The 14394-nt window shown below is 64.4% G+C and carries 14 protein-coding genes; all 14 read right to left on the bottom strand.

Going from position 1 to position 14394, the window contains the following annotated elements:
* Window positions 1-587: 587 nt before the first annotated feature.
* Window positions 588-2036, bottom strand: a complete 1449-nt coding sequence (locus E1809_RS08850) for a DHA2 family efflux MFS transporter permease subunit (protein ID WP_133203856.1) — start codon at window positions 2034-2036, stop codon at window positions 588-590.
* A gap of 133 nt (window positions 2037-2169) precedes the next feature.
* The gene (gene panC / locus E1809_RS08845) at window positions 2170-3072 is read right to left on the bottom strand and encodes a pantoate--beta-alanine ligase (RefSeq protein ID WP_133203855.1); all 903 of its coding nucleotides are present in this window, start codon (window positions 3070-3072) and stop codon (window positions 2170-2172) included.
* A 2-nt stretch (window positions 3073-3074) separates the two neighbouring features.
* Window positions 3075-4025 carry a Rossmann-like and DUF2520 domain-containing protein gene (locus tag E1809_RS08840; protein ID WP_133203854.1) on the bottom strand — a complete coding sequence of 317 codons (951 nt, stop codon included), beginning with the start codon at window positions 4023-4025 and terminating at the stop codon, window positions 3075-3077.
* Window positions 4018-5490, bottom strand: a complete 1473-nt coding sequence (locus E1809_RS08835) for a PH domain-containing protein (RefSeq protein WP_133203853.1) — start codon at window positions 5488-5490, stop codon at window positions 4018-4020. Before E1809_RS08835 ends, E1809_RS08840 begins: the two co-directional genes overlap by 8 nt.
* Window positions 5487-5999, bottom strand: coding sequence for a PH domain-containing protein (locus tag E1809_RS08830; RefSeq protein WP_133203852.1), 513 nt, complete (start codon window positions 5997-5999; stop codon window positions 5487-5489). The genes E1809_RS08835 and E1809_RS08830 overlap by 4 nt, the downstream gene beginning before the upstream one ends.
* Window positions 5980-6501: a DUF3180 domain-containing protein gene (locus tag E1809_RS08825; RefSeq protein WP_133203851.1), complete on the bottom strand. Its 522-nt coding sequence runs from the start codon at window positions 6499-6501 to the stop codon at window positions 5980-5982. Before E1809_RS08825 ends, E1809_RS08830 begins: the two co-directional genes overlap by 20 nt.
* 3 nt (window positions 6502-6504) lie before the next feature.
* On the bottom strand, window positions 6505-7044 hold the full coding sequence (folK, locus tag E1809_RS08820) for a 2-amino-4-hydroxy-6-hydroxymethyldihydropteridine diphosphokinase (protein ID WP_133203850.1): 540 nt from the start codon (window positions 7042-7044) through the stop codon (window positions 6505-6507).
* Complete coding sequence (gene folB / locus E1809_RS08815; protein WP_133203872.1) at window positions 7041-7400, bottom strand: dihydroneopterin aldolase; 360 nt, start codon at window positions 7398-7400, stop codon at window positions 7041-7043. Before folB ends, folK begins: the two co-directional genes overlap by 4 nt.
* Before the next feature lie 29 nt (window positions 7401-7429).
* A complete protein-coding gene (gene folP / locus E1809_RS08810; protein ID WP_133203849.1) occupies window positions 7430-8335 on the bottom strand; it encodes a dihydropteroate synthase in 906 nt (301 codons plus the stop codon).
* An 8-nt stretch (window positions 8336-8343) separates the two neighbouring features.
* The gene (gene folE / locus E1809_RS08805; RefSeq protein WP_133203848.1) at window positions 8344-9003 is read right to left on the bottom strand and encodes a GTP cyclohydrolase I FolE; all 660 of its coding nucleotides are present in this window, start codon (window positions 9001-9003) and stop codon (window positions 8344-8346) included.
* 10 nt (window positions 9004-9013) lie between these two features.
* Window positions 9014-11095 carry an ATP-dependent zinc metalloprotease FtsH gene (gene ftsH / locus E1809_RS08800; protein WP_133203847.1) on the bottom strand — a complete coding sequence of 694 codons (2082 nt, stop codon included), beginning with the start codon at window positions 11093-11095 and terminating at the stop codon, window positions 9014-9016.
* 300 nt (window positions 11096-11395) lie between these two features.
* Window positions 11396-11947, bottom strand: coding sequence for a hypoxanthine phosphoribosyltransferase (gene hpt, locus E1809_RS08795; RefSeq protein WP_133203846.1), 552 nt, complete (start codon window positions 11945-11947; stop codon window positions 11396-11398).
* Window positions 11948-11978: 31 nt separating this feature from the next.
* On the bottom strand, window positions 11979-13001 hold the full coding sequence (gene tilS / locus E1809_RS08790) for a tRNA lysidine(34) synthetase TilS (RefSeq protein WP_133203871.1): 1023 nt from the start codon (window positions 12999-13001) through the stop codon (window positions 11979-11981).
* 119 nt (window positions 13002-13120) lie between these two features.
* Window positions 13121-14233 carry a zinc-dependent metalloprotease gene (locus E1809_RS08785; RefSeq protein WP_133203845.1) on the bottom strand — a complete coding sequence of 371 codons (1113 nt, stop codon included), beginning with the start codon at window positions 14231-14233 and terminating at the stop codon, window positions 13121-13123.
* Window positions 14234-14394 lie beyond the last annotated feature (161 nt).

Genomic DNA, 14394 nt, shown 5'->3' with positions numbered 1-14394 from the left:
CCCGGCAGCCGGAAAAAGACCACCAAAGCATCGCAAAAATCTGAAACCAGCCAAAAAACCAGACCACCACACACGGGGGTGCGCAGCAGCCCAGCAAATCAACCAATCAAAAAACAATCGGTATCAACAAACTTGGCACACTATTGAGTTCTCAAACAACAGACACACCCGACACCACCCAACAACCGTCAGGATCGCTCCGGAGCAACTTTCCAAACTTACCCGAACCACGCAACCAAAGCAAATCAGCCACGCACCCGGCCCCCACCCAACAACAACACGCCACAAAAGCACGCCATAACCAGGCCATTTGAAAGGGGGGTTTTCGCCGCCATCAACACACATCAGCGCCGGCGACTCGAACTACTCTACACACACCCACACCCCCACGCAAATCCACCCCCACACCACCCCAAAACCCCCGCACACACCCACCACACGCGAGCCGGCATCGGTACTCACCCAGCGCGTCGGGGAGCAAATGCAAAACGGCGCCGCACCACCCGAAAGGTGGTGCGGCGCCGTCGAACCCTGAAAGCGTCGGATCCTGGAACCAGGGTGCCTCGTCCAACCAGAGACAGTGCGAACTAATGCATCGCCGCGCCCTCGGTCTTGCGCATCATTGCCGAAAGCACCACGGCGATGACGGAGATCACGGTGGCTGTCAGGAAGGCTGCCTGCATGCCGGCCACGAAGCCGGATGAGGCCGAGACCACGGCGAAGATCGAGACGAGCAGCGCTGTGCCCGCGGCGCCGGCAACTTGCTGGAGCGTGCTCATGATCGCGGAACCGTGCGAGTAAAGGTGCGGCGGCAGCGGGTTGAGGCCGGTGGTGAATGACGGCGTGAACAACAAAGCCAGGCCCAAACTCAGCACTGCGTAGAGGACAATCACCCACCACAACTGGCTGGAAGCGGTGAGCTGCGAGAACTGCCACAGCGTGAGCACTAGCAAGAGTGAGCCTGTCACGGTGAGCGGGAGCGGACCGACTTTGTCGAACAGGCGGCCGACCACAGGTCCGAGCAAGCCCATGGCCAAGCCACCAGGAAGGAGGGCCAAGCCGGTCTCCATGGGTTGCAGGTGCAGGATGTTCTGCAGGTAGAGCGGCAGCAGGATGACGCCACCGAAAAGCGCCATCATGGCCACCACCATGAGGAGCGTGGACACGGTGAACATGCGGAAGTTGAAGGCCCTCAGGTCAAGCAAGGGGGCGTCGGACTTCTGCAGCTTGAGTTGGCGGAACACGAACGCCACCATGCACAACACGCCGACAACCAAGGCGACGACCGGCAGGGCACTGGCTCCACCGTTGCCGCCGATTTGGCTCAGTCCGTACACGAGGCCGCCGAATGCCGGCACGGTCAGGATCACAGAGACGAAGTCGAGCTTCACGCTGCCCTGCTCCCCCACGTTGGTGAGGAACTTGGCGCCGATAGCCATGGCGGCCAATGCCACGGGCAGCACGAAGACGAACATGAACCGCCATGAGAAGTGGTCCAGGATGATCCCCGAAACTGTGGGACCAAGCGCGGGTGCCACCGAAATCGCGATGGTTACGTTGCCCATCACGGCCCCGCGGCGGGACAACGGCACGAGCGTCAGGATGGTGGTCATCAGCAACGGAAGCATGATGGCCGTGCCTCCCGCTTGGACAATGCGGGCCAACAGCAAGACTGAGAATCCCGGAGCCAATGCCGCGAGCAGCGTTCCGGTGCTGAACAGGCCGATCGCCAGCAGGAACGCTGCTCGGGTGGTGAGCCGCTGGAGGATGAATCCGGTGGTGGGAATGACCACGGCCATCGTCAGCATGAATCCAGTGGAGAGCCATTGGACAGTGGGCGGATCCACTTTGAGGTCCGTCATGAGCCGCTGAAGTGCAACGTTCATGATGGTCTCGTTGAGGATCACGACGAATGTAGCCACTAGGAGCGTGACGATGACAGTGACGGACTCGCGCGACATTTTGTCGCTGGCGTGCTCTGTCCCCGCTTGCTGCACGGGTTTGCCGTGCGCGTCAGACGTGATGTCGGTAGACATGAGGATCCCTCGGGTATGGGGTGCGGTGTCCGGCGCTCGGCACCGGTAAAGACTGCAACAGTCTAAGCCGCATACGCATTCCCGTCAGTAGGTTATTCCAAACGTTTGGGCGGGCGAACCCGAACGTTAAGCACTACGAACTCAGCGGCAGGTTGTCGATCAATCGCACGGGACCGACTTTCGCGGCGATGATCGCGAGTCCCTCCCCGCGGAACGGCGTGTCCTGGCAGTTTTCGGCGAGGGGTTCAAGCGTTCCGGGATCGACGACGTCGAAATAGTCCAGGCGTACGAGCGGCTGGGATTCAACGAGTGCGACGGCGGAGTCCAGGTCCAGCGGTTCGCGCGCCAGGGCGCGGGACTCGAGGAGGCGAAGTGCCCGGGACAGCACCAAGGCAGCGTCCTGTTCCGCTTCTGAAAGGAACCTGTTCCGGCTGGAGAGCGCCAGCCCCTCTTCGCTGCGCACAGTGGGGACAGCAACGATGTCTACGGGAAAATTGAGGTCGGAGACCATCCGCTTCACGAGGGCGAGTTGCTGGGCATCTTTCTGGCCGAAGTACGCGCGGTACGCGGCAGCACCGCCGTCGAACGCCGGACCGCCGGGCAAGCCGTAATGGAGCAGTTTGGCGACCACCGTCAGGGCGCCGTCGAAGTGGCCGGGCCGCGAGGCGCCTTCCCACTTCTCGCCCAACGGACCCGAAGTGACTCGGACCAGCGGTTCGCCGCCCGGGTAGACCTCTTCCACCGAGGGAGCGAAGACGAGGTCCACTCCTTCGGCGTCCAGGAGGGCCATGTCCGCCTCGAGGGTGCGCGGATAACGGTCGAGGTCCGCGGCCTCGCCGAACTGCAGCGGGTTCACGAAAATGGAGGCCACCACGACGTCGTTCTGTTCGACGGCGGCACGCGCCAGTGCAGCGTGGCCCGAGTGCAGCGCCCCCATGGTCGGGACCAGTCCCTGCGACGAACCCCGCTTTTCGAGGAGCAGGCGGGCGCTTTCGGCCCGCAGTTCCGCCGCGGTGGTCACAAGCTTGATGGCCATGGTCAGTTTCCTTCCTGTATCCCGGCAGGATCGCCGCCTGGACGGTCTTCGCCGTTGTCCGGCGTGCGTGGATCGTTGAGCGCGTCGGTGATGTCGCTGAACTGGTTCCCTTTGAGCAGCCCGCGGTTGAGCGCGCGCCGGGCCGTCGCGTGCGCCATTGCCCGGTAGGCGGCGAGGACGTCGCCGTCGGCTCCGGCGTCGAGCTCGTTGAGTGCCTCCGCGTGCGCGGCCACAGTGCCCACATCGCCTCGGGCCACGGGACCGGTGAGCGCGGATTCGCCCGACGCCAGCGCGTTTTCCAAAGTGGCGCGCAAGAGCGGACCCAACATCCGTTCGGGCGCCTCGACGCCGATCTGCCCCAGGAGTTCGGACGCCTGCGCCACGAGCGTCACCAAATGGTTCGAACCGTGCGCGAGTGCCGCGTGGTAGATCGTTCGGTCGGCCTCGGCGATGGCGACAGGTTCGGCGCCCATCTCCACCACGAGCGCCTGGGCGATGGGCAGCATTGCGGCGTCGGCGGAGACCCCGAAGGTGCAGTCCATCAGGCGGGTCAAGTCGAGGCTCATGCCGGTGAACGTCATGGCGGGGTGGAGCGCGAGCGGGATTGCCCCCGCGGCGCGGACCGGCTTCAGGATCCCGACGCCGAAACGGCCTGACGTGTGCGCCACAAGCTGGCCCGGCTGCCACGCACCGAGCTTCGCCAGCCCCTCCACAAGCTCGCCGAGGGCGTCGTCCGGGACGGCAAGGAGGACCAGCTCGGAACGTTCGACGATGTCCTGGATTTCCAGGATGGGGACCCCCGGGAGCAGCGATTCCGCGCGCTCCCTGCTCGCCTCTGAGACGGCGGAAACCCCGACGACGGCGTGCTCGGCCGCGCGCAGGGCCGCACCCAGGACGGCACCCACCTTGCCGGCGCCGATGATTCCGACGCCGAGGCGTCCTGGCCTAGCCATGGTTCTTCTCCTCCGGGGTTGATGCTGTCCCTGCGACTTGATGGACAGGCGGAAGTTGGGCCAGCCACTGCTCGCTGGTCTGCCGCTTCCGGGCTTCCCGGGCACTCGCTGCTTGTTGGTCGAACAAGGCAACCGCAAGCTCCGTGGACACTTGGTAGAGCCTGGGCGCCACCGGCCCGGGGGTCGTGTGGAGTACGAGATCCGCCACGCGGAACAACCGGTCCAGCGGGCCTTGGTGGAGGGCCATGGACTGCGTCCGCTGATGCGGGACGATCACCAACTTCCGCCACACGCGCCCGGAGCGCAACAGCAACGCAGTATCCGTGGAAAGGAAGCCATTGCGCCGCCAGCCAAGGGGCGCGAGCGGCCAAGCCCGTTTTGGCGTCGTCACGAAACCTGCGTCCGAATCCAGTCCGGTCAGGCCAGCGGTGAACACCCTTTCGGGGTCCGCGATGCCGGGATCGGGCAAAACGAGCGAAAGCATCATCATCACGTCGGCTTTCCGGCCAACCGGAAGGAGCATGGTCCGGTGCTCACCTTCGCTGCGGTGATGTTCGCCGTAACCGGCGACGTTGACGTGGATCCGGAACCAGCCGAGGAGCCGCCACATGGGAGGCTGGGTGACCTTGAGCGCCTGGATCCGCCCCGGCGGCAGCGTCTGGGCTTGGGTATCCAAAAGCCCGTAACGCATGCGGATCCCATCAGGAGAAATCGCGGCGGTGAAGTTGTATCCCTTGTTGAAGGACCTCCAATAAGCGGTGCCTAGGCCGATGATTGCGGGAATTAAGTAGAGGATGAAGGCCCGGGATTCGGTCAGCACCGAGGCCATGACGGAAGCGACCGCACTCAGGACGATGAAGACGCTCTGCTCGCTGAGGATCAGCGAACCGATGAGCCGACCGGGCGGGATGTACAGCACCACCTGCTCGGGAGCCTCTGGTACCTCCACCGTTTCGGTGCCGTCGGCGATGCCCGCAGCGCGGCCGAGGATCGTGGCGCGGAGTTGCTTGGCCTCCCCAAGCTTCAGGTAGGAGAGGCGCACAGCCGAATGGCCGGCGTCGGCGACCTCGAACTTCAACTCCGCAAGGCCGAAAATACGGGGCAGCAAGGGCTGGACGATGTCGATGGCCTGGACTCGGTCCAGCCTGGCCTGGCGTTGCTGCTTGAACAAGAAACCCGTGTTGACCCGGACATAGCCTTCGGCGAGCTGGTACCGCGTGAAGTACCAGCTGAGGACGAACGATCCCAACGCCAACAAGAGCACGACGCCGCCGCCGGCCAACAGCCAAAGGGTGCGCTCGTTGATCGCGGCACCGATGTTGCCGCGGCCCTGAAGGCTTCTTTCGAAAGTGTCGCGGCCGAAGAAGTAGACGATCGCGACGAGCGCCACCCAGCCCCGCACGAACGGCGACGCCGGGTGGACACGGTGCCAGTCGCCGTCGACCGCGGTCTTTTGCGGCGTCACAGTCCGGCCAGCCTCGCTTCGCCGCGAGCCGAAAGCTGCTCGCGCAAGCGCGCACCTTCAGCCGCGGGGAGGCCCGGCAAGTGGGCCATGGTCCCGGCCGATGCGGTGTGTAGCTTGACCGTGCACAGCCCGAGGATCCGTTCGACCGGCCCGACGGCGACGTCGACGTATTGCATCCGGCCGTACGGAACCACCATTGTCCGCTGGAAGAAAATTCCGCGGCGGATGAGGAGGTCGTCGTGGCGTTCCGCGTAACCGATCGCGCGGACCTGTCGCGGGATCAATGCGAGGCGCCACACGGCGAGCACCACGAAGAAGGCGGGCAGGGCGACAGCGAACCACAACGGCGGCCACGTCCACCACCCGAGTTGCACGAAAAGCAAAGGCAAGCTGACCACGGCGACCAGGATCACGTTGCGGATAGCCCACTCGACGAGCCTCACCGTCACGTACTTCGACGAAACGCGCAACCATTCGACGCCCGGAGGATCAATCGCCGCGGTATGCATATTCGCCCTCACCTTTGGCCTCGCCGTGGCGACGGTCTTGCAGGCCTGTTCCGCCTTCCATGTCCTCCGGAGGGATCCGGCAGAACCGCTCAACGACGAGTCCCACGATGGTCATGACGAGCCCGCCGACGCCCATGATGAGCGCGAGCCAAAGAATTCCTTGGTCGCTGCGAAGGGTCCAGATCCGGAGCTGCTCAATCACGATTCCCACGTGCCAGCCAAGCAGGACGGCGCCGGCATAAGCGCAGGCCTGGGCCAGGATGAGGGTTCGCGCCGCGAGGATCGGGCTAAGGAGGGTCTTTTTCTTGCCATTGCGCCACCGCAGCACGCGGATGCCCATCACCAGGGTGAGCACGGCGATGACGCCCATCGTGACCAGCGCGGACGGCGGAAGGACCGGGGTGGCCATGCCGTAGCGCGTGGTGGCAATGGTGGCCAGCCAGCCGGCCGCGGCAAGGACGACGACGATCATCGCCAGCAGGAGGGGACGCATGGCCTTCATGGTCTACTCCACCGCACCCGTGGCAGCTATGGTTCCCGGCTCGTCGAATCCGTCGAACGGCCGGAGCCCGGGAAAGTCTTCCGCCTTGGCTGCCAGGTCCGCCACGCTTTCGCCGTTCAGACTCGCCGCGGGATCCAGCAGGGCCCAGGGATACAGGACAAACGCGCGTTCCGCGGCGCGTGGGTGCGGCAAGGTCAGCGTTTCGTCGTCGCTGGTGACATCGCCGTACACGATGATGTCCACGTCAAGGGTGCGCGGACCCCAGCGGACATCGCGGACCCGATGGTGCTTTTGCTCGACCTCGTGGCAGTGCTGCAGCAATTCGAGCGGCGAGAGCGTGGTTTCAATCGCGATCACCATGTTGAGGAAGTCCGGCTGGCCGGCAGGCCCGCCCACGGCTTTGGTCTGCACTACGGGCGAGACCCCGAGCAAGCGGATTTCCGGGCCGTCCACGAGGTCCGCGACGGCGGTGGACAGGGTGTCGTTACGTTCGCCGAGGTTGCTGCCGAGGGCAAGGATCGATTTCGTGAAGCGCGAAGTCATGTGCGCTCCCGGTGGACGCTTACAGTGACGTCTCCGAAAGGCACTTCGATGGGAGCCTTCGGTTTGTGGACCGTGACGTCAACGGCGGCAACGTCAAAGCCGTCCAGGATGCCTTCGGCGATCCGCACGGCAAGGGCCTCGATGAGGTTGAGCGGCTCGCCGCTGATGAGGGAGGTGATGAATTCGGCAACTTCACCGTAGTGGGCGGTGTGCTGCAGGTCGTCGGTCTCCGCGGCCTTGGTGAAGTCCTTGTACAGCACCGCGTCCACGACGAACGGCTGGCCGTCCCGCCGTTCGAAGTCGAAGACTCCGTGATGCCCGACGGCGGTCACGCCGGTCAGCGTGATCTTGTCCAAACCGGTCCCTCCCCCTTTGCTCACGGTACCTAGTGCCTGACCCGCGCGGCGACCTTGACCGCATCAAGGCTCGGTCCGACGTCGTGAACGCGCACTGCCCAAGCGCCGTTGGCAGCACTGATGGCCGTAATCGCGGCAGTGGCGTGGTCCCGCTCCTCGGGAGCGGCGGCCTTGCCGGCAACGGTCAGGAGGGTCCCGAGGAAGCGCTTGCGCGATGCCCCGATCAAGACCTTGTGGCCGAGCTCGTCGAGCCTGTCGGCGTACTTGAGGAGCTGCCAGTTCTGCTCCTCGTCCTTCGAGAAGCCGAGGCCGGGATCGATGATGACCTGCTCCGGCGCCACCCCTGCCTCGTAGAGCTTGTCGCGGACTTCCTTGAGTTCCGCGATGACTTCTTCGACGACATCGCCGTAGTCAGCCAGGCTGTTCATGGTTTCCGCGTCGCCGCGGCGGTGCGTCAGGACATAAGGCACCTTGGTGCGTGCCACGAGTTCGACCATTTCCGGTTCGATGCTCAGGCCCGAGACGTCGTTGATGATCGCCGCGCCGGCCTCCAGGGCGGCGCCGGCCGTGGACGCGTGCGTCGTGTCGATGCTGACGAGCGCTCCGGCCTTCACCAGTGCCTGGACGACGGGAATGACGCGGCGCTGTTCTTCCTCGGGCGAGACCGCCTCCGCGCCGGGGCGGGTGGATTCCCCGCCGACGTCGATGATGTCCGCGCCGGCGTACAACATGCGCAAGCCGTGCGCGATCGCGGAATCCGCTGTGGGGTGCTTTCCGCCATCGCTGAATGAATCAGGAGTGACGTTCAGAATTCCCATGACCAGCGTGCGGTCGGCCGGCAAGTCCGCGAAGCGTGCGGCTGGGCGGGGTTTGCGGAGGATAGGCAGGGGGCTCGTTGCCGGTCCCGTGCCTGGGGCTGCTGCGAGGGAATCCATCGTGTTCGTTACCTTCCGAGTATGAGGCTCATGGCTTCGGCACGGGTGGCCGGGTCATGGAGCTGCCCGCGAACCGCACTGGTGACGGTCTTCGCGCCGGGCTTGCGAATGCCACGCATGGACATGCACATGTGTTCGCATTCGACGACGACGATCGCACCCCGGGGTTTGAGGTGGGTGACCAAGGCGTCGACGATCTGGGTGGTGAGGCGTTCCTGCACTTGGGGACGACGCGCATAGATGTCAACGAGGCGGGCCAGCTTGCTCAGCCCGGTCACCTTGCCATCATGCGAGGGGATGTACCCGACGTGGGCTACCCCATGGAACGGCACTAAATGGTGTTCGCACGTGGAGTAGAACGGGATGTCCTTGACCAACACGAGTTCCTCGTGATCGAGGTCGAATGTGGTGGACAAAACGTGCTCGGGATCCTGGTGGAGGCCGGCGAAGACCTCGGCATACGCCTTGGCCACCCGCTTTGGCGTGTCCAGGAGTCCCCCGCGGTCCGGGTCCTCTCCCACAGCGATCAGGATCTCGCGGACGGCCGCCTCGATGCGGGGGCGGTCGACCTTGGTGTGGGAGTGGTGGCCTGCCGGGGATGCCTCCGGATCGCCGGCAGGCGAACCGCCGAAGGCATCACTGAAGTCGTCGTCGTCGATGTGAGTCACAGCAGAAAGCTTAGCCGTGATGCGAAACGTCGGTGCCCGCGTCCGGACCTGCGCCCGCGTCGGGACCCGAGAAGGACTCCTGGCTGCTGACTCCCTGGGGGTGCGGAGGCTGGGCATCCAGGGGTTCCTTCAAGCGGGCTGCCTTTGCCTGCTCCTGTGCCTCGCGCTCGGCCCGCTCTGCACGGCTTTCCACCGGTGGAATCGTCTGCACTGGGCGGGATTCCTTGGACAGCCAGATCTCGCGGAAGTCCCGCTTCCGGACATCCCGGAAGATGTCCGCGATCTCGCCCTGGTTCAGGGTCTCGCGCTCAAGCAATTCAAGGGCCAGTCGGTCAAGGATGTCCCGGTTTTCAGTGAGGATCGCATACGCTTCGTCGTGGGCTTGGTCGATCAAGCGGCGGACTTCCTCGTCAACGATGTAGGCTACCGAGTCCGAGTAGTTCCGCTCCTGCGCCATGTCCCTGCCGAGGAACGGCTCGCCGCCGCCTTGGCCAAGCTTCACGGCGCCGATGCGCTCGCTCATGCCGAACTGCGTAACCATCTTCCGGGCAGTTCCCGTGGCCTTCTCGATGTCATTGGAAGCGCCCGTCGAAGGATCGTGGAACACGATTTCCTCGGCGACACGGCCGCCCATTGCGTAAGCCATCTGGTCCAGGAGTTCGTTGCGGGTGATCGAGTACTTGTCATCCTCCGGAACAACCATGGTGTAACCAAGGGCACGGCCGCGGGGCAGGATGGTGATCTTGGTGACCGGGGCCGAATTGCGGAGGGCAGCCGCCACGAGCGCGTGGCCGCCTTCGTGGTACGCCGTGATCTTCCGTTCCATTTCCTTCATGACGCGGCTGCGCTTCTGGGGGCCTGCCATGACGCGGTCAATCGCTTCGTCGAGCGCGCGGTCGTCGATCAGGTTGGCGTTGGAGCGGGCCGTCAAAAGAGCGGCTTCGTTAAGCACGTTGGCGAGGTCGGCACCCGTATAGCCCGGGGTCTTCTTGGCAACGGCCTTGAGGTCGACGCCGTGGGCCATGGGCTTGCCCTTGGAGTGGACGCTCAGGATTTGCTCGCGGCCCACCAGGTCCGGTGCCTCAACAGTGACCTGGCGGTCGAAACGGCCCGGACGCAGCAAGGCGGGGTCAAGGACGTCGGGGCGGTTGGTGGCAGCGATCAGGATGACGTTGGTCTTGACGTCGAAGCCGTCCATTTCAACAAGGAGCTGGTTGAGGGTCTGCTCACGTTCGTCGTTGCCGCCGCCGATACCGGCGCCACGGTGGCGGCCGACGGCGTCGATTTCGTCGACGAAGATGATGGCCGGGGAATTGGCCTTGGCTTGCTCGAAGAGGTCGCGGACGCGGGAGGCGCCGACACCGACGAACATTTCGACGAAGTCCGAACCGGAGATGGAGAAGAACGGCACTCCGGCCTCACCCGCGACAGCACGGGCCAGGAGGGTCTTACCGGTACCGGGAGGGCCATAAAGCAGCACGCCCTTGGGAATCTTCGCGCCGACTGCCTGGAACTTGCTCGGTTCCTGGAGGAATTCCTTGATTTCCTGAAGTTCTTCGACAGCTTCGTCCGCACCGGCGACATCAGCGAAGGTCACTTGCGGCATGTCCTTGTTGACCAGCTTGGCCTTGGACTTGCCGAACTGCATCACCTTCGACCCGCCGCCCTGCATCCGGGAAAGCAGGAACCAGAAAAGCACGCCCAGCAGCAAGACGGGAACAAGGAGCGAAAACAGTCCGGAGAACCAGTTGTTCTCAACAGGCTGATCCGTGAAACCCTTGGCCGGCGCGGCGTTGGTGACAGCTTTCACTACGTCTCCGCTGCGGGCGGTGACGTAGAAGAACTGGACATTCTTGCCCTTGTCCTGGCCGTCGATGACGAGATCGTCCTTGAGCGTCAGGTCGACGCGGTTTTCGGCGTCGTAGATTTTTGCCTGATCCACTTTGCCGCTTTGCGCAAGCAGCGCCAGGCCTTTATCCGTATCGATGCGAGTGGATCCACCGGGGGCAAGGGTTGCAAATGCCACCAGGAGCAAGCCGACTACGACAACAATCCAGATGCCCGGGCCCTTGAAGAAATTCTTAGCTTTCATCTGTTCGGGGGCCAGCCCCGTCCCTCCTGGTAGTGCTGCACGGCGCATCCTCTGCGCGCGTGTGGTGCTGCGTCAGTTTCTAGCTTTACACCGTTCGGAGTGATTCACGCATAGTAAGGTGCAAAAGTTCCCTCTAGGCGTACACGGAATTGCGCCAAAGCGACCTCTCGTAAAAGTTCCGGAGCCCTGCCGGCGCACATCAGGCGTGTCCGGCGTCGGATCGCCGGGTCTGGCCAAAGAAAAAACGACCGCCCCTCCGGGCGGCCGTTCTCCATTCCGCCATCAATCCGCGGCGGGGAATTACTCGTAAACGTGCGGGGCGAGGGTACCGATGAATTCGAGGTTCCGGTACTTTTCGGCGTAGTCCAGGCCGTAGCCGACCACGAATTCATTGGGGAGGTCGTAGCCGACGTACTTGACGTCGATCTCCACCTTGGCGGCTGCCGGCTTGCGGAATGCGGTGCAGATTTCCACGGAGGCCGTGCCACGGGATTCGAGGTTGGTCTTGAGCCAGGACAAGGTGAGGCCGGAGTCGATGATGTCCTCGACAATCAGGACGTCCTTGCCCATGAGGTCGGTATCGAGGTCCTTGAGGATGCGCACGACGCCGGAAGACTGGGTGCCCGAACCGTAGGAGGACACGGCCATCCAGTCCATGCTGACGTGGCTGTGGAGCGCACGCGCGAGGTCCGCCATGACCATGACGGCGCCCTTGAGCACGCCAACGATCAGCAGCTCACGGCCTGCGTAGTCCTTGTCGATCTGTGCAGCCAGTTCGCCGATTCGTTGCTGGATCTGCTCCTTGGTGTAGAGAACGTGCTTGAGGTCTGCCTGGACGTCGTTTGAATCCACCAATGGCTCCTGTGTTGATGCTCGGGTGCGGCTAGTGTTGGGGCGATGTGTGATGCCGGAATACTAGCTTCCCACAGCCGCCGCCCTCGCGGGGACCAGCGGCCGCATCACGCTCCAGTTCGCTCAGCGAGAGGCGGTAGACGCTGACGTTGCCGGGCAATTGGACGGGACCCGCGGACCCCTGCCTTCGGAGCAGCGCTTCGGCCGCATGGAGCCGACCGTAACCGGGCTGTTGGCCCCCGACGTCGGCCGCCGCCTTGGCGATGACACGGAACCTGAGAGCTGGGGCGAGTTCCCTCAACGCACCTTCCGGGAGCCAGACGCCGTCGTCCGTGCGGTTCACCATTCCCGCGTAGCTTTTCGTGGCAAGCTCCTCCAGGAAATCGGCGTCCTGCTGGAGGATCGCCGCGGTTCGCGCGAGGGATTCGGCAACGCCTGGTCCGAGTTTGTCCTCCAGCACCGGCATGACTTCCACCCGGGTTCGCGAGCGGGCGAAAGCCGGGTCCGCGTTGCTGGGATCGTGCCAGGCTTCGAGTTCCTCGACCTCGCAGATTTCCAAGGTTTCAGTTCGACGAAGGCCAAGGAAAGGCCTCAAGAGCTTCCCCCTGGCTGCCCGCATTCCAGCGAGGGAACGGGTTCCCGAACCCCGGGCGAGGCCTAGCAATACTTGCTCCGCCTGGTCATCCAAAGTGTGGCCAAGCAGGATGAATTGGCAGCCGAGATCCTCAGCCGCGGCATCCAGCGCGGCATGCCTGGCGTCGCGCGCGGCGGCTTCAGGGCCGAACCCTGTTGACGCCACCTCGATAGTCCGCACCTGCACCGGCGACAAACCCAGCTCTTCCAGGATCGCGGCAGTGTGCGCGGCGACCTCGCCCGAGCCTTCCTGCAACTGATGATCGACTACGACGGCGGCAGCGCTCACCGGGTGCCCGTGGACGTGGCCCCGACGGGCAAAGTAGGAAACCACGGAAGCCAGGGCCAAGGAGTCCGGGCCGCCGCTGCAGGCAACCAGGATCCGCTCCGGGTAGCCTGCCGAGGCCAGGGCGTCCTGCACCAGGTTCCGCGCTTTGCCGACGACGGGCGCCAAACGACCGGGCCGCCGTCGTCCGCTGCTCCTTACAATGGCAGGCGCGGGAACGCCAGGCGCGCTGGGATCGGCGTCGGTTCCGGCCGTCACAGACCCATCCGCTCAAGCCACAGCTTGGCGTCGTGGATCTCGGACTCCGTGGGCAAGTGCTCGGCCGATTCCCATACCCGGTTGAGCCCTTCCATTCCGGCCACGGCAACAACAGCGCGGACGAACTTGGCGCCGTCGCTGTATTGGCGCATCTTGGCATCGAGCCCGAGGAGGCTGCGGATGAACTTTTCCATCACTCCGCGGTCCTTGCCCCGCTGGTTGAACCGCTGCCTGATGGTCTTAACCGTGGGGACCAGGGTGGAATCGACGGCGTCCATCACCACGTTCGCGTGGCCCTCCAAGAGGCTCATCACCGCGGTGAGGTGCGAAAGCGAGGCCTTTTCCTCGGGGTTCTGCAACAAGTCCAGGATGGCTCCCCGGCCTGGAATCGCACCTGCGGAACGATCACGCAACGACCGCGCGGCCGCAGTGGCCCGGTCCATGATGGAATCGACGTTGCCGAGGAGGTTGGTGCTAAGCCGCTCGATTTCCTCCAGCATGTGGGTCCGAAGCCACGGCGCGGCAGCAAACTGCACGCGGTGGGTTTGTTCGTGGAGGCAGACCCACAAGCGGAAATCATCGGGATCCACGGCGAGTTCGCGCTCCACGGAGATGATGTTCGGCGCGACCAGCAGGAGCCTGCCCGCCGGCGGGGCCTTGGATTCCGGGGCCAAGGACGCAAAGGGATCGTACTGGCCAAGGACTTTGCTCGACAGGAACGCAAGCACGGCGCCGAGTTGGCTGCCGGTGATGGCGCCGCTCGCCGCCGCGGCCACCGGAGTCAGCGCGGGGCCGCGCCGGGAATCCAGCATTTGCCGGAGGGCAGGTTGGAGCATGACCGCGAAGCTTTGGGTATTGGCTTTCGCCCACGAGGCCCGGTCCACCACCAGGACGTGCGAATCGCGAAGGTCGCGCGCGGCTTCGAGCCGGGTGATCTCGTGCACATGCGGGACCGAGATGTCCGCGCTGGAACGCAGGCTGTCCACTGCTTTGGCGATTTCGACCGGGCTCATTGCCGGGCCTGCGGGAGCGAGCCGGGCAGCCGTGGAAGCGGCCAGCTCCCAGTTGATGAGGGACTGGGGTTGCTGCTGAGTCTCCATACGATCCATCAGAACACAGCGGGCTGTGCAAGTCCCTTAAGTTCGCTCAGCGGCGAACGTCGGGTCGGCTATTGGGCGCGAACACGCACCTTTAAAGGACTTGCGCACCCGGCCCACCGGGTGCCGGCGTCCTCAGTGGGTGCAGCGGTCCGGAACGGGCGCGTTTGTCG

The organism is Arthrobacter terricola (assembly GCF_004354015.1).
GTDB classification, from domain to species: domain Bacteria; phylum Actinomycetota; class Actinomycetes; order Actinomycetales; family Micrococcaceae; genus Arthrobacter; species Arthrobacter terricola.
This window is presented reverse-complemented; position numbering and strand designations above follow the sequence as displayed.